The organism is Spirillospora sp. NPDC047418, from assembly GCF_040643275.1.
In the GTDB taxonomy this organism is placed as follows: Bacteria; Actinomycetota; Actinomycetes; order Streptosporangiales; family Streptosporangiaceae; genus Spirillospora.
In genome coordinates, this window is the sequence record NZ_JBEYTW010000005.1 from 17,186 (window position 1) to 36,627 (window position 19,442).

The 19,442-nt window shown below is 68.6% G+C and carries 23 protein-coding genes; 10 read left to right on the forward strand and 13 right to left on the reverse strand.

Annotated features, from left to right (window positions below):
• Positions 1-211: 211 nt before the first annotated feature.
• Together ABZ806_RS04225 and ABZ806_RS04230 are read left to right on the forward strand one after the other, a co-directional pair.
• Entirely contained in the window at positions 212-628 is a 417-nt protein-coding gene (locus ABZ806_RS04225) for a redoxin domain-containing protein (RefSeq protein ID WP_500215228.1), read from the forward strand.
• Between the two features lie 507 nt (positions 629-1,135).
• Positions 1,136-1,660: a hypothetical protein gene (locus tag ABZ806_RS04230; protein ID WP_500215230.1), complete on the forward strand. Its 525-nt coding sequence runs from the start codon at positions 1,136-1,138 to the stop codon at positions 1,658-1,660.
• A 6-nt stretch (positions 1,661-1,666) separates the two neighbouring features.
• Here the strand turns inward: ABZ806_RS04230 and ABZ806_RS04235 are convergent, their stop codons facing one another.
• The gene (locus ABZ806_RS04235) at positions 1,667-2,344 is read right to left on the reverse strand and encodes a hypothetical protein (protein ID WP_500215231.1); all 678 of its coding nucleotides are present in this window, start codon (positions 2,342-2,344) and stop codon (positions 1,667-1,669) included.
• A gap of 493 nt (positions 2,345-2,837) precedes the next feature.
• Here ABZ806_RS04235 and ABZ806_RS04240 point away from each other — a divergent pair, with 493 nt between their 5' ends.
• A complete protein-coding gene (locus tag ABZ806_RS04240) occupies positions 2,838-3,887 on the forward strand; it encodes a hypothetical protein (protein ID WP_500215232.1) in 1,050 nt (349 codons plus the stop codon).
• On the opposite strand, the gene ABZ806_RS04245 is transcribed toward ABZ806_RS04240, so the two are convergent.
• The 3 genes from ABZ806_RS04245 to ABZ806_RS04255 all read right to left on the reverse strand — a co-directional run bounded on the left by ABZ806_RS04245 (position 3,828) and on the right by ABZ806_RS04255 (position 6,462).
• Entirely contained in the window at positions 3,828-4,430 is a 603-nt protein-coding gene (locus tag ABZ806_RS04245) for a hypothetical protein (protein WP_500215233.1), read from the reverse strand. The two genes, ABZ806_RS04240 and ABZ806_RS04245, sit on opposite strands and share 60 nt — an antisense overlap.
• 630 nt (positions 4,431-5,060) lie before the next feature.
• Positions 5,061-5,978, reverse strand: coding sequence for a pyridoxamine 5'-phosphate oxidase family protein (locus tag ABZ806_RS04250; RefSeq protein ID WP_500215234.1), 918 nt, complete (start codon positions 5,976-5,978; stop codon positions 5,061-5,063).
• Positions 5,979-6,000: 22 nt separating this feature from the next.
• A complete protein-coding gene (locus ABZ806_RS04255) occupies positions 6,001-6,462 on the reverse strand; it encodes a VOC family protein (RefSeq protein WP_500215235.1) in 462 nt (153 codons plus the stop codon).
• A 130-nt stretch (positions 6,463-6,592) separates the two neighbouring features.
• Here ABZ806_RS04255 and ABZ806_RS04260 point away from each other — a divergent pair, with 130 nt between their 5' ends.
• Together ABZ806_RS04260 and ABZ806_RS04265 are read left to right on the forward strand one after the other, a co-directional pair.
• A complete protein-coding gene (locus ABZ806_RS04260) occupies positions 6,593-7,171 on the forward strand; it encodes a CGNR zinc finger domain-containing protein (RefSeq protein WP_500215237.1) in 579 nt (192 codons plus the stop codon).
• Between the two features lie 134 nt (positions 7,172-7,305).
• Positions 7,306-7,674 (forward strand): nuclear transport factor 2 family protein, encoded by a 369-nt coding sequence (locus ABZ806_RS04265; RefSeq protein ID WP_500215238.1) that lies wholly within the window; start codon positions 7,306-7,308, stop codon positions 7,672-7,674.
• Positions 7,675-7,785: 111 nt separating this feature from the next.
• Here the strand turns inward: ABZ806_RS04265 and ABZ806_RS04270 are convergent, their stop codons facing one another.
• From ABZ806_RS04270 to ABZ806_RS04300, 7 genes are read right to left on the reverse strand one after another with little or no spacing between them, the layout of a single operon-like run.
• Positions 7,786-9,597, reverse strand: a complete 1,812-nt coding sequence (locus tag ABZ806_RS04270) for a complex I subunit 5 family protein (protein WP_500215239.1) — start codon at positions 9,595-9,597, stop codon at positions 7,786-7,788.
• Between the two features lie 16 nt (positions 9,598-9,613).
• Positions 9,614-9,958 (reverse strand): sodium:proton antiporter, encoded by a 345-nt coding sequence (locus ABZ806_RS04275; protein WP_131935996.1) that lies wholly within the window; start codon positions 9,956-9,958, stop codon positions 9,614-9,616.
• Positions 9,955-10,701 (reverse strand): MnhB domain-containing protein, encoded by a 747-nt coding sequence (locus tag ABZ806_RS04280; protein WP_500215241.1) that lies wholly within the window; start codon positions 10,699-10,701, stop codon positions 9,955-9,957. Before ABZ806_RS04280 ends, ABZ806_RS04275 begins: the two co-directional genes overlap by 4 nt.
• Positions 10,698-10,958 carry a Na(+)/H(+) antiporter subunit B gene (locus ABZ806_RS04285; RefSeq protein ID WP_500215242.1) on the reverse strand — a complete coding sequence of 87 codons (261 nt, stop codon included), beginning with the start codon at positions 10,956-10,958 and terminating at the stop codon, positions 10,698-10,700. The genes ABZ806_RS04280 and ABZ806_RS04285 overlap by 4 nt, the downstream gene beginning before the upstream one ends.
• A complete protein-coding gene (locus tag ABZ806_RS04290; RefSeq protein WP_500215244.1) occupies positions 10,955-11,284 on the reverse strand; it encodes a monovalent cation/H(+) antiporter subunit G in 330 nt (109 codons plus the stop codon). The genes ABZ806_RS04285 and ABZ806_RS04290 overlap by 4 nt, the downstream gene beginning before the upstream one ends.
• Positions 11,281-11,538, reverse strand: coding sequence for a monovalent cation/H+ antiporter complex subunit F (locus tag ABZ806_RS04295; RefSeq protein ID WP_500215245.1), 258 nt, complete (start codon positions 11,536-11,538; stop codon positions 11,281-11,283). The genes ABZ806_RS04290 and ABZ806_RS04295 overlap by 4 nt, the downstream gene beginning before the upstream one ends.
• Entirely contained in the window at positions 11,535-12,023 is a 489-nt protein-coding gene (locus ABZ806_RS04300; RefSeq protein WP_500215246.1) for a hypothetical protein, read from the reverse strand. The genes ABZ806_RS04295 and ABZ806_RS04300 overlap by 4 nt, the downstream gene beginning before the upstream one ends.
• A gap of 220 nt (positions 12,024-12,243) precedes the next feature.
• On the opposite strand from ABZ806_RS04300, the gene ABZ806_RS04305 reads away from it, so the two are divergent.
• From ABZ806_RS04305 to ABZ806_RS04315, 3 genes are all read left to right on the forward strand, one after another.
• Positions 12,244-12,918, forward strand: a complete 675-nt coding sequence (locus ABZ806_RS04305; RefSeq protein WP_500215248.1) for an esterase/lipase family protein — start codon at positions 12,244-12,246, stop codon at positions 12,916-12,918.
• Between the two features lie 145 nt (positions 12,919-13,063).
• Positions 13,064-13,870 carry an N-acetylmuramoyl-L-alanine amidase gene (locus ABZ806_RS04310; RefSeq protein WP_500215250.1) on the forward strand — a complete coding sequence of 269 codons (807 nt, stop codon included), beginning with the start codon at positions 13,064-13,066 and terminating at the stop codon, positions 13,868-13,870.
• A gap of 244 nt (positions 13,871-14,114) precedes the next feature.
• On the forward strand, positions 14,115-14,318 hold the full coding sequence (locus ABZ806_RS04315; RefSeq protein ID WP_500215251.1) for an SAM-dependent methyltransferase: 204 nt from the start codon (positions 14,115-14,117) through the stop codon (positions 14,316-14,318).
• Positions 14,319-14,426: 108 nt separating this feature from the next.
• On the opposite strand, the gene ABZ806_RS04320 is transcribed toward ABZ806_RS04315, so the two are convergent.
• Entirely contained in the window at positions 14,427-15,290 is an 864-nt protein-coding gene (locus ABZ806_RS04320) for an alpha/beta fold hydrolase (RefSeq protein WP_500215253.1), read from the reverse strand.
• A 60-nt stretch (positions 15,291-15,350) separates the two neighbouring features.
• On the opposite strand from ABZ806_RS04320, the gene ABZ806_RS04325 reads away from it, so the two are divergent.
• Positions 15,351-17,285 carry an AfsR/SARP family transcriptional regulator gene (locus ABZ806_RS04325; protein ID WP_500215254.1) on the forward strand — a complete coding sequence of 645 codons (1,935 nt, stop codon included), beginning with the start codon at positions 15,351-15,353 and terminating at the stop codon, positions 17,283-17,285.
• A 21-nt stretch (positions 17,286-17,306) separates the two neighbouring features.
• Here the strand turns inward: ABZ806_RS04325 and ABZ806_RS04330 are convergent, their stop codons facing one another.
• Positions 17,307-17,576 (reverse strand): hypothetical protein, encoded by a 270-nt coding sequence (locus ABZ806_RS04330; protein WP_500215256.1) that lies wholly within the window; start codon positions 17,574-17,576, stop codon positions 17,307-17,309.
• A gap of 193 nt (positions 17,577-17,769) precedes the next feature.
• On the opposite strand from ABZ806_RS04330, the gene ABZ806_RS04335 reads away from it, so the two are divergent.
• The gene (locus tag ABZ806_RS04335; RefSeq protein ID WP_500215258.1) at positions 17,770-19,428 is read left to right on the forward strand and encodes a catalase; all 1,659 of its coding nucleotides are present in this window, start codon (positions 17,770-17,772) and stop codon (positions 19,426-19,428) included.
• Positions 19,429-19,442 lie beyond the last annotated feature (14 nt).

A 19,442-nucleotide genomic window follows, 5' to 3' on the forward strand; every position in this document is an offset into this window, starting at 1 on the left:
CCACTCGACGGACGCCACCTGGGACAACCGGGCGGATGTAACCGACCGAACATGGCCTCCTTACCGTGGCTGCGGACGAGCCCCTCGACGGGCATAACCCTCCCGAGCTCGTTTCTTTGATCACGGGAGCCACCATGAGCACGAGGCTCGGCATGCTCCCCTGAACTACGACTCGCTGGATCCGGTCGGCTGCGAGGCTGCCGAGCACGCGTTGCCAGGTCGTCGAGCCACCATCGAGTTCTATTACGGCGACACCTTCCGTACTGATCTATTTCATGCGGTCGGTGTCACGCCCGTCTGCAACAGGCACGTCCAAGACCTGGTTCGATCTCGGGATGAGGTCGCGGGTGCCGTTGTGCAGGTGCTCGTCGCGCTTCCGGCCGCTCGAGAGGAAGCCGTCGCGTGGAAGATCAAGCGCCGGCTCCCGTTCCCCGTCCTGGTGGGACGTGAGGGCACCCCGCACGAGATGCTCGGGCTGAGCAGGAAGGTTTTCGGTTCGATACACCAGTCGGGCAGCCTCCTCTTCGATCGCCAGGGCGTCATTCGCCACTCCAATGTCGCCACTATGCCCACGAGTGGATACGACAAGACGGGGATTATTGCGGCCGTCCAGGCACTCAGGGATTAGGCGTGCTTTGACCAGGGCTGACCAGGTCTCGAGGAGGAGTGCGGCGAACTTCTCCCGCTGCTTCTTCGCGAGTTCTTGCAGGCTCTTTCCTGATGCGTTCTCCGAGATCTCCCCATCCAGAACGGACTCCAGCACACGACCGGCCGTCGGCAACGTAAGGCCGGGGCATTGTTGCAGGTTGCTACGTGGTCTCGGTGGTCACGGCCAGGCCCTGAGCGCGGTCGTCGGCGGGGGGTTGCCCGAGGCCCTTACAGACCGAAGGTGTGCATAGGCGTCGTCGCGCCGGCGGTCACGGTGCGGATGTGGCCGGGCGGCCGGCGCCTCGTTGAGCGATACGCACAGGTTACATATCCGTTTCAACTGAAGTAGATATTCGTCATATGTAGAAAAATGGCGAATCGCGGCCATATTCGATCGAACGAAATTTATTGACAGCAATTCGCTTTCACTGCAAGCATGGCGGTTCTTGGCGGGGGTCTTGGCTCGGCAATTGCAAGGAGGAAGCGCATGGGACAGCAACATCGGGGGTCCGCCTCAGGTCTGAGGCGGAAGCTGGCCCTCGTGGGGGTCGTGGCCGTCATGGGTGTCGGCGGCAACGCGGCGATGGCGGAGGCGGCGACGGCGCCCGTCCGCCCGCCGGTACCGGGTAAGTCCAACGTCGACTTCTCGCCCCACTCCAAGGCGCTCAGCGCCAGGGTCATCCACTGCGAGATCAGGTTCATCGGTGCCCATGGCGGCCTTCCGCACAAGTCCGGTCATGTGCATGGCACCGTCAACGTCCGTACCGGTGTGACCTGCAGCCAGCCCATCCGGATGATCCGCGGGAAGGTCGGCCTCTTCAGCAACCACGGAAGCAAGATCAAGGCGTTCGGCAGCACCGGAGCCCGGACGGCCAAGGGCAACGCAGCGCTCGTCTGCAAGACCGGCAGGTACCACGGCGAAGCGGTCGCGACCCTCTACGCGCCGCCCGGATACTCCCCGAGGGTCGTCACCGTCGGGAAGAAGACCCCGAAGGTCTCCATCCGCTGCTGAGCCGGATCACCGGTTGACCTCGTCGCTGTCCGCCCACACCGGGTCGGTCACATGCACCGGAACCGCCTCCAGGCGCTCGTCCGCCAATATCTCGGCGATGAGTGCCGCGGTTCCGCCGAGGTAGGTGGAGTCCAGATCCGTTTCCGTCGTGACGCACCAGGCCCGGTCATCGGGCCAGAACAGGTTGGGTGACTGCGGGAAGAGCGGCATCGCGAGTTCCCCGGCAGCGTCAAGAGGGCCCTCGAGTAGGAGATATGCGCGTTCCGGCAACTCCACTCGGGGGCCTTCGGCGATCTCTGGCGGGATTGTCGGCGGAAGCACGTCGGGCTCCGACTCCTCAGCCCCGTCCGTGTCCGCCGTGAACATGGCGGACGCCCCCGCCTGCGCCGGTACGTACACGTCCGAGACGCAGAACCAGCAGCGACCAGCCGATCTGGTGTGCCCGGCGAGGACGTCGCACAGTGCCGCCAGGAGGGTTGGAGCGAGCGCCCCGGGGTCGGGCTCCTCCACCCACGGCCGTACGGCGTCCGAACGCGGTACCGGCCCGGCCAGTGCCTGGAACTGCACCCGCGGATGCACCACCCCGCCCGACCATGCGGCCACCCGCGCCCACGTCACCGGGCTCCCGTCGGACGCGTAGGCGGGGTGCAGGATCCGGGCGTACGCCTCGAAGCCGTGGGGCACCAGACCGCCCACCCCGGACCCGAACGGCCCGACACCCGCGACCACCCAATCGGCCGGCCCGACATCGCCGCACGGGGAAAGCCGTGAACGCCGAGGCATCACCCGGACCTCCGATCAAGGAACTCTCCGTACTCGTCCTAGCACAGTATGCGACGCGCGCACGGCTCCTCCCGAAACGACGCCACTACCTCCCACGCTTTATCGAGCACGGGCCAGCGCGCTCGTGCTCGATGCCAGCAGGATGCGCCGATAATTCGTCCGGAATGCCTTTCTTTGCGGAGGTGATTCCCGTGCGTCGGAGGGATGGACCCACGTGGACGGGAGCTCGTCGCGACAGACCACATGAGAGAGCATGAGCAGGGCGCGATCCGGAGGTTTGACCTGCTCCACCGCGGGGTCGCCTGCCTGGAACACCTCCTGCGAGCGGAGGAGTCGGGCGGCTGGATCCATTCTCCGAGCCCGACGGCAAGAATTGCCGGTAGCGTTCGGATGCGTGATCAGCGTTGGACTGTCTGAGGTGTTGGCGGGCTTCGGGCGCGTGATCGGGCGTGTCGAGGAGGCCGGCGAGCGGGTGTTGGTCGTCGACGGCGGCGAGGCGGTGGGAATTCTGCTTCCGGCGGCTGAACTGGCCGAGCTGGAGCATTTCGCGCAACGTGTCCATGGCGGCCCGCGTCCTCGGACGAGGGTCGTGCGGGAGCATCCCGTCGGCCCGGAACGGCAGGGGCCATACGTCCGGTATGTGCATGCCGACAAGGTGCGGATGACGTTCACCCGGGACCGCGTGATCGTGGCCGAGCTGCGCTCCGTGGCGGAGCTCGACTGGCTGGAGGACAGCGCGCGCACCGGCCGCCAGGGCTACCTGGATCCGAAGCAGGCGGCCGCGTTCGAGCAATTTCTCGCCCGTCAGGGCCCGGAAGGCGACGGCATCGCGTGGATCGCCGACGGCTGGAAAGCCCAAGAGCCCTTCACGGTGCTCGAATTCATCCAGGGCCGGTCCCCGGAAGAGGTCGCCCTTGCTTACGGGGCCGATCCTCAGGACGTCACCGGCGGTCTGATGCTGCACCAGGTGCGGGAACGAGAAGAACGCGAAGGCACTGACGACCTTCTTGACGTGCTCGTTTTCGGGGAGGCGTCCGGCTGGACGTGGCTCGGCTACCACGACTTCGACGACGCCTTCTCCCGCGCCCTCGATCCGGCTCCCGCGCAGCGGATCACGCTGACCGCGACCATGGGCAAGGCCATATACGACTTCAGCTACACCAAGGACGGGGTGTACCAGAACCCCTTTCCGGTCGAGGACGGCGCTGACGGGCAGCGAGACATGTACGAACTCATCTGGTACACCCCGGGCGAGGCACCGTTCCCCTTGAATGCGCCGCTGGCCTTTCTCAACCCGTACATCCGCCGCGCCGAAGAAGAAACCGACTGGGCGGACGGCATCCCGACGTTCTTCGCCGGGCTGGAACGGGCCTTCGGTCTGTCCCTACCCCGAGGTGCGATCACGTCCGGACGCGTGCGCTGTGCCCGCCCCGCCCGCCGTTGACGGACACCGTTCTGCCAGGGGACGAGGCGAGGCACGCGGCAGCCTTGAGCAGCCCCGATTCGTTCCTCCCGTGGAGAGGCGCGGCTCACGCCACGGCTCACGCCACGGGTCGCGGTATGGGTAGGGCGGCGTGGGTGAAGCGGGCGATGAGGCTGGGTTTGCGGTGGTGCTTTCGGTGTAGGAGCGTGAACCGGTCGGTGAACTCCGGCGGGCGCCGGCGCGGTCGGCGATCGCCTGTAGGTCTTTGAGGAGTTCGACGGCTGTGTCGTAATCGGACGGTTTGCGGGTGTCGATCAGTTCGTCGATGCGTGTCCAGGTGATCTCCGGATCGCGGGCGATGGCGTCGAGCCTCTTTTCGCGGGCCGCCGCGCGCTGTTGCTCGCGGTGGGCCTCCTGCGCCGCCCGTGCCGCCTCGGCCTGCCGTTCACGCTCGTGGCGGACTTCGGCGGCGGCGTCCAGCAAGTCGGCGACCGTGCGCCGGGGACGGCCGTCCGCTGCGGCGTCGGGTCCGCCGCGGAAACGGCGGAGCAGCTCCATCTGCACCTGGGGTCCCTGACCTTGTGCGACTCGGAGGAGGAGGGCCCTCCCCTCTCTAACCGGCAGTTGTTCGATCCACTTGGCGGGTCAGCGGGGTGGAGCTGTTGATCGACGGGCTGCGGCGGGATCGCCGCCGCGATCTGTATCGAGGACGCCAGGAGTATGCGGCGCGCGCCAGTACCTGGACGACTCGTCCGGGATCGTCGGCGATCGTCTGCGCGATTTGATGCTCCTCTACGCGGAGGCACGCACGGCTGCGCCTCCGGATGCAGGACGGCTCGCGGCATGGCTGGCGAAGACGCGGCTGGACGGGCCCGGCTGGCCGGACGTCCGGCTGACGGCTCGCGGAGAAGCGCCGCGCCGCCGATGATTCCGACTCGCGGACGGGCACCGTGGGCGTCCGGGACCTGCGTGAGCAACCGGCCGCGGTATCTGGCGATGTGGACGCGCATGTCGCGGTGCTGGCCGAGGACCTGCGCGCTACGTATCGCTACACCGAGATTGTGAACGTGTTGCGGGCGGCCGGGCAGGACGGCGACGCGGACCGGTGGACACCAGACGATGCACATCGACTACGTGGCGCTGCGCAAGACCGCCGAACGGAGCAGAGGCGACCGGCGACCCCGCCCGACCGGATCAGGCATGGTCGTCCTGGACGGGTGGGTTGAAGCGGGAGGGGGTGGATGTGCTCCAGCGGAGGGGGACGGCGGTGGGGATTTCGGTGATGTCGGTGATGGTGAACTCGACGAGGCGTTCGGCGCCGGGGATTGTGGCGGCGTTCGCGGGGGTCCAGTCGGTGTGGGCGGTGCCGGTCAGGTGTAGGAGGGCGCCCGTCCGCCAGTCGGGGAGTAGGAGGCCGGCCCGGGGGTTGACCTCCAGGTTGCCCAGGGTGTTGAACATGGCGTTGCCGACGTAGTCGGGCCAGCGGAGGACGGTTGGCGACAGCACCTGGATGAATCCTGGGTTGCCGCCTCGGTGCGAGGCATCGGCGTTGCCCTCGCGGTCGGACGTCGCGATGAAGAACGTGTCGGCTTCGGTGATCCATCGGTGTTGGTCGCTGGTGAGAGCACGGGAGTGTTGAGGGCGGCCAGGAGTGGTGGTCGGTTCCCACTCGTACTCGCGCTTCTGGATGTACTTGGGGCAGTTCGAGTACACCTGGTCGAGCTTGACGTGGAGTCCGTTGTCGGTCGGGACGGCTCGTCCATTCATCCGCATCCGGCGGTGCCGGGACGGTTCGATGGCGAGCATCCCTACCGGGGCGGGTGTGGTGAGCCGGTTGTGCAAGGGGTCGTCCGGCCCGGTAATGGCCTCGATGGTGACGGTGCGGGTGTCCTCGGCGTGTAGGAAGCCGGGTTGGCCGGTGAGCAGTGTGGCCCACATGCGTCCGGCGTCGTCGGCGGCTCCGAGGACCACCATCGGCTGCTGCACCAGGAACTTCTGCGCCACCTCCGGGATCTCCGCGCGGATGGCGCGTCCGGAGAATCCGCTCTGGTCCAGCAGGCCGGCACGCCGCTGGGCGGCTCGTTCGCCTTCGTGGTAGACGTCGACCGCCACAGCGGCCTCCTTCCGGGTGAGGTTAGAAGAAACCACAGGTCGGAGCGGCTCCGCTGGGCGCGGGGGCGGTGTCGGCGCCGGTCGGCGCGTAGATCTCCAGGCGCGTCCCGTCGGGGTCGGTGAAGAAGATCCCGCCGGACGAGACGCCCTCGCCGTGCGGGACGACGCCGTCGTGGGCGAACTCGGCGCCCAGTTCGCGCAGTACCCGTTCGGCGGACTTCACCTCGTCGATCGTCTCCACCTGGAACGACAGGTGGTGCAGGCCGGCGGAGCGGGTCGCGAACGCGGTGTCGCTCTGCTGCCACAGGGTCAGCACCAGCTTGCCGTCTCGTCCGAGGAAGGCCCAGCGGCGGTCGGACTCCTTGCCTTCGGCCTGCACTTCGAGCCCGAAGACGCGCTGGTAGAAGGGCAGCGACCGGTCCAGGTCGGTCACGTTCAACCCGACGTGCCCTGTCTGCAGGGCCTTGATGGCGACCGTCTCCATGACGCACCTCGCTAACCCCCGGGCTGTCCCGCCCGAGCTTGACGCTTGATCTAACTGGCTATCTGAAGATAGACAGTTAGGGCGGTGATCGTCAACCGGCTAAGTCGCGATAGACGGATAGAATCGCGGTGTGCAGCAGGAACACCGACCTCGGCAGCCGGACGCAGCGGACCCACGTCCCCTGGTCGGGGAGCCGCTGTGCCTGGACTTGCTCAACACGCGGTGGATCGACGATCGCGTCCGTCACGACCTCCTCGACTCCGTCGACGGCCTGGCCGTTTGGCTGCGCTCGGCAGGGTTGGACGATCGGGCTGTGGCCGATCGAGCGACGCTCGACGCCACGGTGGAGACGCGCGAGGTTCTGTTGGCGCTCCTGGAGCAGGGCCGTCCCCGGTCCGCTGAGACGGTCGACGCGCTCAACCGGGTTCTCGAACGCGGGGCCCTGCACTACCGGCTCGGCGTCGATGGGCCGGAGGAGCATCCGCGGGCCGATGATCCCGCGTGGCTGCCGTCCTGGCTGGCCGCCGCCGACTACCTGCGGCTCATGGCCGACACTCCAGGACGCGTGAAGCCGTGTGCGCACCCGGACTGCGTGCTGCACTTCTACGACACGACCAAGAGCGGCACCCGCCGGTGGTGCTCGATGGCCGTCTGCGGCAACCGCGCGAAAGCCGCCCGCCACTACGAACGCGCGAAGACCGGACGTTGAGCCGCCTGCCGGACGAGCCTGTTTCCCTTCCGGAGTGATGTCGAGAACGTGTCGGGCGCTCCGATCTATACGGGAGGGGCTGCCGGCCTGGAGGGCGGCGGCCCGCCGAGCACGCCTGAATCGGAGGAGCGCACATGTCTCAGAACGTCGACACCGTCAACAGGTACCTGGACGGTTTCCGGAAGAACGATCACGCGCAGATCCTGTCCTGCCTGACGGACGACATCGAGTGGACGGTCTTCGGCGGCTTCCACCTGACCGGCAAGGACGCCTACGACAAGGCCATCGACGGAACGCCCGAGTTCGTCAACCCTCCGCATCTGGAGGTGGTGCGCATGGTCGAGCAGGGCGACGTCATCATGGCGGAGATGACCGGGACGGTGAAGCGCGCGGCCGGCGGCGAGATGCGCATGTCCATGGCGGAGCTGTTCGTCATGCGGGACGGGAAGATCGCCGAGCGCCGTGCGTGGGTGGTCGAACTGAAGGAGAACGGCTACCGCTGACCGAGGACGGCACGCCAAAGGGGCGGCTCGGCGGGGGCTCGGCGGGGGCTCGGTGGCGGCTCGGTGGCGGCTCGGTGGGCGAGCATCCCGCCGGGTCGTCCCGTGCAGCGCTCAGAGGGTGGCCGTCCAAGCCAGGGCCAGCGCGGCGGTTGCCACGATCAGCCAGGTCGTGTAGTCGCCGATGCTGCCGCTGTGAATGGTTTTCACCGCGATGATCAGCGGACGGACGCAGGCACGCACCGGGGCTTGAATGCGATCCGATAGACGCTGCCACCACAGGCCAATCGCGGCGGCCAGGAAGGCGCCCGCGAAGGAGAGTACGCCGTAGAGCCAGTCGCGTAGAGGGATGGTGACTTCGGGTAGGGGCGTTGAGGGCGGGACGATCCCCTGAGTTACCAGGCGAGCGTAGGCCGCGTGGTCATGTAGGGCGATTGCTGCCTTTATCGCATGCGCGGGTAGATCAGGGGCCAAGGACAGGAGATAGCCGGTCAGAGCCAGAAACAAAGGGGCAAGCAGGGGCCATAGCCGGTGGTGACCATCAGGGAAATGACGCGGCTTCGTTTCCTGGCTCGTCAGTGTCGGGTCGTGAGCAGGGCCCCAGCCCAGAAAGATGCGGGCTATCGCGCGTAGCGGCGCGGCGGCACTGATGCCTATGCAGACAGCCAGGACGGGAGCCACCCAGGCGTAGCCGCTTGCCGCTAGACCGTCGTAGACGAGTGTCAGGGACAGGAAAGGACCGAAGCCGGGCGGGGCAGCCAAGCCGAGGGCACATAGTGTCAGCAGGAACGCCAGAAGAGGGTGGCCGCGTCTGCCTCTGCCATGCAGGACGATCTCGTCAGCGGAGCCCAGGCGAACGATCAGCATGCCCAGGCACAGCATCAGGGCACCTCGCAGCAGGCCCGCCGCGATGATGTACATGATCGAGCCGGCCAGCCCGGTGGCGGTCAAGGTCGCTATCCCTGCCAGGACCACGCCGCCGTTGCTGACCGTCATGAACGCCAGTTGGCGTTTCAGGTCGGCTTCCAGAAAGCACATCACGGCGCCGATGATTGCGCTCAGCACCGCCAAGGCCAGGAGAGCATGTCGTACGGCGTCATCGGTACCCAGAGTGGGAGCGAAGACGGTGGCGTGTACACGCGAGTAGACGTCGAACGCCAGGTCGCTCATTACAGCGGTGAAGATGGCCGCCGCAGGGGCGGTCGCCACGCCGTAGGCATCGGTCAGCCAGAAGTGGAACGGCGCCGTGCCCGCCTTTACCAGGAACCCCACGGTGATGAGGGTGAGCGCCAGCACCAGCAGGCCAGAGGGGTGGTCCTGCGCCAGGACGGCGCCTATCCCTACCAGGTTCAAGTTGCCGGTACGGCCGTAAAGAACAGCGATTCCCATCAGCAACGTCAACGTTCCGATGGTGTTCAGCACCGCGAAGTCGAGGGCGCCCTGCAGGACTTCCGGCCGGGTCACGTGGTAGCCGCTCAGCGCGTATGCGGCAACGCTCATCAACTCCAGGAACACGAAGATGTTGAAGAGATCACCGGAGAGGACGAACCCGACCATCCCGGCCAGGAAGGCCAGCATCAGCGAGTAGAACAGATGCCGGATGTTCTCGAAATGCCCCCACGAGAACACCAGGGCCGCCAGGACGGCGACGGAGGCCAGTGTCGCCTCCGCAGCGGCGAACGGGTCGACCACGAACCCGATCCCCCACGGAAAACCGTCCGCGACCGGCTTCCAATCACCGAACCAGTACACGATCGTGTGGTCGCCCGAATAAAGGGTGAGCGTCAACGTCATACCGGTAACGGCGGCCGCGCAGGCTATGGCCAGGACGTCCGGAACCAACCGGGGCAAGTGCGTGCCAACGGCGGCCAGCAGGGCGGCGCATATCAGCGGCAGCGCGACTACCAGCGGGACGAGTTGGTTCATCCGCGAGTCACGCAAGTCATCCGCGGGTGGGGCGCATCTGCTCTGGGTCCACCGTCCCCGCGTGACGGTGGGCCTGCAGCGCCAGTGACAGGACGAGGGCCAGCACGACAACACTGACCACGATGTCGGTGAGGGTAAGAGCCTGAACGACCGGATCGGTCAGTGGGGTACCGGGCGTCATCCCCTGAGTGACCGGCGGCGACGAACCCCGACGGAAACCGACCGCGAGCAGCAACAGATACGTGGACGACTGGATGATGTTCAAGCACACCCCCAGATGCACGTAACTGCGGCTGGTCGCCACCCCGTACAGCCCAGCGACGAACAGCACGCCGGCCACCACGTACGGGTAATAGGTCACCGCTCCCCCTTCACGCTGGGGAACGTCTTGATGTACTCCTCAAGGAACTCGTGGTAGATCAGGACGAACGCCGCCATGACCTCGATGCCCGCAGCCCAGTTCAGCGCGGCGATCGTGCCGCTGGAGGCGAGCGTCCCGGCCGACCCCAGCGGAAGGGTGTTCGTCAGGAAGGCGGCGCCCGCGGTCAGGCCGATGAACCCGACGGCCACGTAGGCGGCGGCGCCGAGGCCCTCGGACGCGTCCAGCAGCGTGGACGCGGACAGGCGGCGGAAATGCCGGTAACTCCCGGCCACCCACAGCATCAGCGCACCGCCCGACGCGATGACGCCGCCCTGGAACCCCCCGCCGGGCGTGATGTACCCGAAAGTGATCACCCAGAGGCCGAACAGCAGCAGAACCGGCGACAGCGTGCTGCCGACAGTCCGGACGGCGTCGCTGGTCACGATGTCGCGCGGGCGCTGCTCGGCGACGTCCCGCCCCGACCGCAGCAACAGGACGAGCCCCATCACGGCCGTGAAGAGGATGAACTCCTCGACCAGCGTGTCCAGGCCGCGGTAGTCGAACATCACGGCGGTCACGTAGTTGGTGATGTGCCGTTGGGCCTGGGCGTGCTCATTGATGAGGTTGCCGTACTCACCGATCCGGGCCCCGAAGGCGGGCAGTCCCGTATAACCCCAGATGAGGACGCTGAGGATGGCCGCCAGCGGCGGCAGCACCAGCACCCGTCTCCAGCGAACGCTCACCCCTTGCCTCCGCCGTGGGTGAGGTAGATGACGGGCAGCAGCACCATCGGGACGCCGATCGACGACACAGCGACCTCGGCGATCGCGACGTCCGGAGCCATCAGCGTCGCGAACGCCATGACGAGCGACAGCCCGAACAGGCTGAACACGACGACTTGGCGCAGCGGCTCGCGCACCAGCACCGTCGCCACCGCGAGGACGCCGGCGAGGGTGAGCGCCATCGCCTGCAGGACGGTCGTCAGCGTCGTCGCCGTCACGAGTCGGCCACCTCTTCGGGATCGGGGCCCACGTCGTTGTGCAGCATGCGCCGCGCCGCCCGTCCGACCGCGTGGGTGACGAGGGGGCCGAGCAGCATGAGCACTGCGCACGCCGTGACCACCTCGACCGTCCCGGACACCGCCCCGGCCCCGCCGGTCACCACCACCGAGGTGCCGATGAGCGCCGGTCCGACGGCGGTGGACGCGGCGGTGTAGTGCAGCCGGTCGAAGACGTCCCGCATCCACCACACGCCGGCGCAGCACACGAGCTGGGCGGCCACTCCGGCCCAGAGCAGCACCTGCGCGGCCAGCTCGGCGGCGGTCACGGCAGCCGGTCCAGGAACCGGGCGAAGATCAGTCCGCTGACGACCACGCAGACCGCGGTGATGAGGGCGAGGGACGCGAAGGACGACTGCTGCAACCCGACGCACAGGCAGACCAGCACCAGCGTCGCCTGCGTTCCCACCGCCTGGAGCGCGGCCACGCCGTCGATCGCCTGGGCGCGGATGCCGACCGCGAGCAGCGGCAGCCAGCCGGTGAGCAGGACGACGGCCGCGGCCAGGAACAGGGGCCGGGTCATGAGGGACGCTCCGACTGCCGGCGCGGCTGGAGGTCGTGGATCATCCGCCGTCCGGAATCGGGCGAGATGTCAATGACGTAGCAGTTCGGCGACCAGCCGGCCACCAGCTGCACCCAGGCCCGCCGACCCGCAGGGAGCGGTCCCGAGCCGGACGCGCTCGCGTCCTCCAGAAACACGCCCGCCGCGCGCCGCCTGGTCGCGATCGACTTCAGCAGGACGCGGACGACGATCCCGAAGTCGACGATCACCGCGACCGCGGCCGAGCCGAGCTCGCGGGCCCAGCCCCAGCGTCCTCGGGCATCGAGCAGGCCCACGGCGGCGACGAGGTCGGCGCTCACCGCGGCGACCAGCGCCATGGCCGCACCCCAGACCGCGATCTGCCACGACCAGTCGCCCACGAACAGCATCCAGAGGGCGAACAGCGGCGGCCACCAGCGCAGCACCCGGCGCACGCGGGGCCTGACCGGCGCGTCCTCACTCCCCACGCGACGTTCTCTCCATGCCGATCAGCTTTGCCCGTCCAAGCAAACTGTAATCGCACGGTCGCGTGTCGCAGCGGAGTGCGGCCACGGCCGAACGTGATTCGGGGGTCCGAGCCGCCCGGACGGCTGAGACGGCGCGAGACTGGTGATTTCGCCGATGCGGACCCGGCATCGAGGGGTCACAGTTCAGGGCGATGGCTCACCCCCACCCCCTGGAGGCCTCATGAAACGGATCCTCGGATCGCTCGTCGCGCTGTGCGCGGCGCTGGCGACATTCGGGCTCGGCCTCGCGGCACCGGCCAACGCCGCCGGGCCGCGGCCCGTGGTCTTCGTGCACGGCTACACCGGCAGCGCGTCCAACTGGGTCACGGCCATGTCGGTGTTCCGCTCCGCCGGGTACAGCAGCGACCAGTTGTACGCGTACGAGTACAACTCCTACGGCGACAACAAGCAGAACGCCGCCGGTCTCGCCTCGTACGTGAACCAGGTGAAGTCGCGGACCGGTGCGTCCCAGGTCGACATCGTCAACCACTCCATGGGCGGGCTGGTCAGCCAGTACTACCTGAAGGTCCTGAACGGTAACGGCAACGTGGCGCACCTGGCGTCCATCGCCGGCGCCAACCACGGGACGACGTTCGCCAGTGCGTGCACCATCTTCGAGACGTGCCGCCAGATGCTCCCCGGCTCGTCCTTCATCCAGCAGATCTCCGCGGGCGACGAGACGCCCGGGAACACGCAGTACGCGACCTGGTACTCGCCCTGCGACGGCATCATCATCCCCTACACCAGCACCCGTCTGAGCGGCGCGAACAACCACTACGTGGTCTGCCAGACCCACATCGGCTACCTCACCGACGTGGTGACACTCGGCGCGATCGCCCAGTTCACGAAGAGCTGACCCCCCGCCGACGCACCGGGCGGGACGCACCCCAGAGGCGTCCCGCCCGGTGTTCGTGTTTGCATGCTTACTCTGGGTGCACATTGACAATGTCTTCGGGGGAGGCGGTGTCGTGCGGGGGTTCGTGGGTGCTCCGGTAACAGGGATGGCCGCGGTGTTGGCGGTGTTGTGCCTTGGGCTGCTGGCCGCGTGCGGCGGCTCGTCCGACGAAGGCAACGGCAAGGGCAACGGCGACGGCAACGGCAACGGCGGGAGTAAGACTCCAACGACCAGCGAGTCCGCCACCAAGGGCGCGTCCGCCGTGAAGGGGAAGGTGATCGTGCTGGATCCCGGTCACAACGGCGGCAACGCGTCCCATCCCGAGGAGATCAATAAGCAGGTCTTCGTCGGGAACGGTCACAAGCCGTGCAACACGACCGGGACCAGCACACCCAGTGGTTACAGCGAGCACGCCTTCACCTGGGACGTCGCGAACCGTCTCGCGAAAGTGCTGAGAAGCGAGGGCGCCGAGGTCACGTTGACCCGCGACAACGACACCGGTGTCGGGCCGTGCATCACGGAGCGCGCGGCGACCGCCAACCGGGCGCACGCGGACGCGGCACTGTCGATCCACGCCGACGGCGCCCCGGCGTCCGGGCACGGATTCCACGTCATCGTGCCGCTGCCCGTGGGCGAGAACAAGGCCATCGTGGACCGGTCACGCCACCTCGGCCTGGCGATCCGCGACGCCTACCACTCAGGGACCGGCATGCCGTTCGCCACCTACATCGGGAAGGACGGCCTGGACCAGCGCGACGACCTCGGCGGGCTGAACCTGTCCACGGTGCCGGCCGCGTTCATCGAGTGCGGCAACATGGGGAATCCCGGGGACGCGGCGAAGCTGTCCAGTGCCTCGTTCCGGCAGCGCATGGCCGACTCGCTGGCGACCGGGTTCGATAACTACTTCCAGTAGCGCGCCGCTGTTTGCCGTTAGCTGAGGTTAAGGGCGGATCGTCCGGCTACATGACGAGGACGAGGACGAGGCAACGAGAACGCCTGACGAGCCGACGAACGGACGATGAGCATGGCGCGTAAACGTTCACACAGCTCTCCGCTCAACTGGGAATTGCCTCTGGGACTGCTGGCGACCGCGTTCCTCCTCTACGTGTGGGTATGGGCGGCCACCCAGGGCGGACCTCCCTGGTAAAGCCGGACGAATGCCGCGAGAGGTCCTAGACGCGCCGGAACTCGCGCAGACGATCGACCTGACGCGTCCGGTCGCACTGCCGGCGGTGGCCGTCATGCATTTCGTGGCCGACGAGGACGACCCCGGGCTCGTCCAGGTAACCGACTGGCCCGCACCCACGGGGACCGCCCCCCTGCCGATGACGACCTACGGCGCCCTCGGCCGCGTCCCCTAATCCACCAGGCGACGACGTTGATCTGCGGCGTGTTGTTGTTATCCCGTCGCTCATAACAACAACACGCCGCAGATCAACGGGGGGCGGGCGGCGTTTGTGGGTGGTGCGTTAGCGGGTCAGGAGGGTGCGGAGGGACTTGGCGATCTCGGCGGGCGCCTCCTCGGCCATGAAGTGGCCGCAGGTCACGGTGCCGTGGTCGAGGTCGGGCGCCCAGGCGCGCCAGAGCGCGACGGCGTCGTAGCCGAGGGCGGCGCCCCAGTCCTGCTGCAGGACGGTGACGGGCATCCGCAGCCGGTTGCCGGCGTCGCGGTCGGCGGTGTCGTGCTCGACGTCGATCCCGGCGGACGCCCGGTAGTCGGCGACGATCGACGGGATCGCCTCGCGGCACGCCGACAGGTACGCGGCACGCACGTCGTCGGGGATGGCGGACGGGTCGTTCCCCCACAGGTCGAGGAAGTGGCCGAAGAACGCGTCCGAGGACCCGGCGATCATCTGCTCGGGCAGGCCGGGCGGCTGGGCCATCAGGTAGAGGTGGAAGCCGACGGCGGCGGTGGTGCCGTGCATGACGTCCCACATGTCCAGGGTGGGCAGGACGTCCAGGCAGGCCAGGTGGGTGATGACGTCGGGGTGGTCGAGGCCGGCGCGGAAGGCGACGAGGGCGCCGCGGTCGTGTCCGGCCAGGGCGAACCGCTCGTGGCCGAGCGCGCGCGCCAGGGCGACGATGTCGGCGGCCATGACGCGCTTCGAGTAGTCACCGTCCGGCTTGTCGCTGGCCCCGTATCCACGGAGGTCGGGGCAGATGACGGTGTGGTCGGCGGCGAGGTCCCGGGCGACGTGCCGCCACATCAGGTGGGTCTGCGGGAAGCCGTGCAGGAGGACGATCGGCGGACCCGACCCTCCGACGGCCACGTTGAGGGAAACGCCCTCGGCGACAGGGACGCGCTTGTATTCGAATCCAGTGATGTTCGGCATGTCACCAAGGCTGCCCCGCGCGAATGAGCATCCGATGAGCATCGCTATACGGTGGCGGTCGTGGACGTCCTGTTCGGCGTGCTGGGACCGGTGACGGCGTGGGACGGCTCCGGGAACGCGATCGCCCTGAAGGGGCCGCGGCACCGCGCCGTGCTCGCCCGGCTGATCATCGCGCGTGGACGCGTCGTCCCGGTGTCCCTGCTGGTGGACGACCTGTGGATGGATCCGCCGTCGGACGGCGTCGGCGCGGTGCGCACGTTCGTGGCGGCGCTGCGGCGCGTCCTGGAGCCTGATCGTCCGCCCCGGACGCCGTCCCGGCTCCTGGTCACCGAAGGGCCGGGTTACGCGTTGCGCCCCGGCCCGGACGGTGTGGACGCCTGGCGTTTCGAGCAGGCCGTCGCCGCGACCGGCCCGCCGTCCGAGCTGCTCGCGACGCTGGACGAGGCGCTCGGGCGGTGGCGCGGCCCCGCCTACGCCGAGTTCGCCGACGAGCCGTGGGCCCGCGCGGAGCGTTCCCGGCTCGCGGAGCTGCGCCTGCGGGCGATCGAACGCCGGGCCGAGGCGAGGCTGGCACTCGGTCTCGCCGCCGACGCGGTGCCGGATCTCGACGCGCATGTCGCCGAGCACCCGTGGCGCGAGGACGCTTGGCGGCTGCTCGCGCTCGCCCTCTACCGCACCGGCCGCCAGGGGGACGCGCTGGCAGTGATTCGCCGAGCGCGCGGGCTCCTCGTAGAGCAACTGGGGATCGATCCAGGGCCGGAGTTGCGCCGCCTAGAGGAGGACATCCTCCGCCAGGCCGACCACTTGGACGCGACGTCGCGGCTGTGGGCGCGGGCGGCCGAAGCCTACGACCGGACGGTGTCGACCGGAGCGCGGTCCCGCCTGGAGTCGACGGTCGGCATCCTGCGCAACCTCGCCGTGTCCGGCGGCGGGGGACTGGAGGCGGCCCGCGAGCAGCGCGTGCCTGCGATCACCGCCGCAGAGGAGCTCGGGGACGCGGAACTCACCGCACGCGTGATCGGCGCGTACGACGTCCCGGCGATCTGGACCCGCTCGGACGACCCCCGCCAGGCCGCCGAGGTCGTGGCGGCGGCCGAGCGCACCCTCGCCGCGCTCCCCACCGGCCACGAGGCCGCGCGGGCACGGCTGCTCGCCACGATCGCCGTGGAGTCGCGCGGCACCGGGACACGGCGGGCCCGCGAGGCGGCTCGGCAGGCCGAGGCGGTCGCCCGCGGCCTGGACGATCCGGCGCTGCTCGCGTTCGCGCTGAACGGCGTGTTCATGCAGTCCTTCGAGCGTGCCGGGCTGGCTCCCCGGCGGGACGAGATCGGCGCTGAGCTGGTCGAGCTGTCCGTCCGGCACGACCTGGCGAGCTACGAGGTGCTCGGCCGCCTGATCCGACTGCAGGCGCGCGGCGCGCTCGCCGACTTCGCCGGGGCCGACGAGCACGCGGACGCCGTCGAGCGGCTGGCGGAAAGTCACGAACGTCCGCTGGTGGGGGTGTTCACCGCCTGGTACCGCGCCCTGCGGCTCGCCTCGTCCGGTGCCTCGATGACCGACGCGGAGGCCGCCTACCGGGATGCGGCCGCGCGCATGCGGGGCTCGGGCATGCCGGGCCTGGAGGACGGGCTGCTCCCGCTCGCGCTCCTCTGCCTCCGCGTCCAGCACCGGCACCCCGCGCAGACCGAGCCGACCGACTGGGGACCTTACGAGCCGTGGGCCCGCCCCCTGGTGCTCCTCTCGCGGGGCAGCCGACACGAAGCCGCCGCGGCACTGCGGAACGTCCCCGACCCGCCCCGCGACCTCCTCTTCGAGGCCCTGTGGTGCCTGACCGCCACAGCAGCCCTGGCCGTGAACGACCACGAGACGATGCAACGCGCCCGCGACGAACTGGCCCCGGCCGCCGCCGAACTGGCCGGTGCGGGCAGCGGCATCCTGACCCTCGGCCCCGTCTCCCGCTACCTGACCGACCTCACCGCCGCGCTCGGCGCCTGACCCGTCCCCTTCGGCAGGACCTCACTGAGCCGGCGCCGGGCCCGGATCATGACCCAGGACGACGGCGGTCCCCATCAGCACGCAGCGCTCCAATAGAGGTGTGCTCGAGAAGGTCGTCACACGCACACCGATAATGGCGTGCGCCCCGCGGGTGCCCGCCGCCACGGCGAGCGTTTCGAGCCCTTGCCCGACATCGGCCGCCACCGTCCAGACGGGCCACGCATGCGTCACCGGCGGCGACCCGTCAATGGGAACCGTGTCGGTCGTGTAAACGGGGATCACCCGCCACATCCTGGCACTGTCACGCTGGATGCATGAGGACGACCGGTCGCCAGGAGATGACGCCCCGCCCGCGGGGCCGCTGACGCTGGACGTTCACGCGGCCTCTGGAGGTTTGTGGCGACAGGCGTTTACTTGTTTCGGGCCGTTTGCTTGCTTCTTTTCGGGTAGGGCCGCATCGAACCCGTGGAGAGGAGCAGGCGTCGTGACGGACGTTGCGAGCAGGGGACCGGAGCCGGGGGACGATCGTCCGGTGCTGACCAACCGGCAGGGCCACCCGGTCTACGACAACCAGAACCAGCGGACGATCGGTTCGCGCGGACCGGCCACGCTGGAGAACTACCAGTACCTGGAGAAGATCAGCCACTTCGACCGGGAGCGGGTGCCGGAAAGGGTCGTCCACGCGCGCGGCGTGACGTCCTACGGGTTCTTCGAGTCGTACGGGAAATGGGGCGACGAGCCCGTCGCGAACTACACCCGGGCCAAGCTGTTCCAGAGCGCTGGGAAGCGCACTCCCATCGCGCTGCGCTTCTCCACGGTCATCGGCGGGCGGGACTCCGCGGAAACGGCGCGCGACCCGCGCGGGTTCGCCATCAAGTTCTACACCGAGGACGGCAACTGGGACCTCGTCGGCAACAACCTGGCCATCTTCTTCATCCGCGACGCCATCAAGTTCCCCGACGTCATCCACGCGCTCAAGCCGGACCCGGTGACGTTCCGGCAGGAGCCGGGGCGCATCTTCGACTTCATGTCGCAGAGCCCCGAGTCGATGCACATGCTCGTGAACCTGTTCAGCCCCCGGGGAATCCCCGCCGACTACCGCCATCAGCAGGGCTTCGGCGTGAACACCTACAAGTGGGTGAACGCGTCGGGTGAGTCGAAGCTCGTCAAATACCACTGGATTCCGAAGCAGGGCGTGCGGAGCATGACCGGCGCGGACGCCGCGAACGTGCAGGCCAACGACCTCGGGCACGCGACGAGGGACCTGCATGACGCCATCGACCGCGGCGACTTCCCGGAGTGGGAGCTGCTCGTCCAGATGATGGACGACCACGACCATCCGGAACTCGACTTCGACCCGCTCGACGACACCAAGGTGTGGCCCGAGAACGAGTTCCCCGCGAAGCCGGTCGGCCGGATCGTCCTCGACCGGAACGTCGACGACCACTTCGCCGAGAACGAGCAGATCTCTTTCGGTACCGGTGTCCTGGTCGACGGCCTCGACTTCTCCGACGACAAGATGCTCGTCGGGCGGACGTTCTCCTACAGCGACACCCAGCGCTACCGGGTCGGGGCGAACTATCTGCAGCTGCCCGTCAACCGCGCCAAGGGCGCGAATGTGCGGACGAACCAGCGCGACGGCCAGATGGCCTATCAGGTGGACGCCGCCGGAGCGAACACGCACGTGAACTATGAGCCGTCCATCACGGGCGGGCTGCGGGAAGGCGAATACCCGACGCATGACGAGCAGGGCCCCGAAATCCACGGGCGGCTGACGCGCAAGCGCATCGCGCGGACGAACGACTACAAGCAGGCCGGTCAGCGCTACTGCCTCATGGAGGATTGGGAGCGCGACGACCTCGTCCGCAATTTCGTCGACAACATCTCCCAGGCGGCGCGTCCCGTCCAGGAGCGGATGGTGTGGCACCTCCTGCTCGTCGAGGACGACCTCGGGCTGCGCGTCGGCGAGGGCCTCGGCATCGGGCCGGACGACGTCGAGCACCTGGATCCGCTCCCCGATCAGGACCTCACCGACGAGGACAGGCGGCGCCGCGCGAACCTCGGCAAGAACGGCCCCCGGGACGTAACCGGCCTGAAGATGACGCACTGCGTCCCCAACGAGAGGGCCGTCCAGCAACGCTAACCGGGCCGCCACGT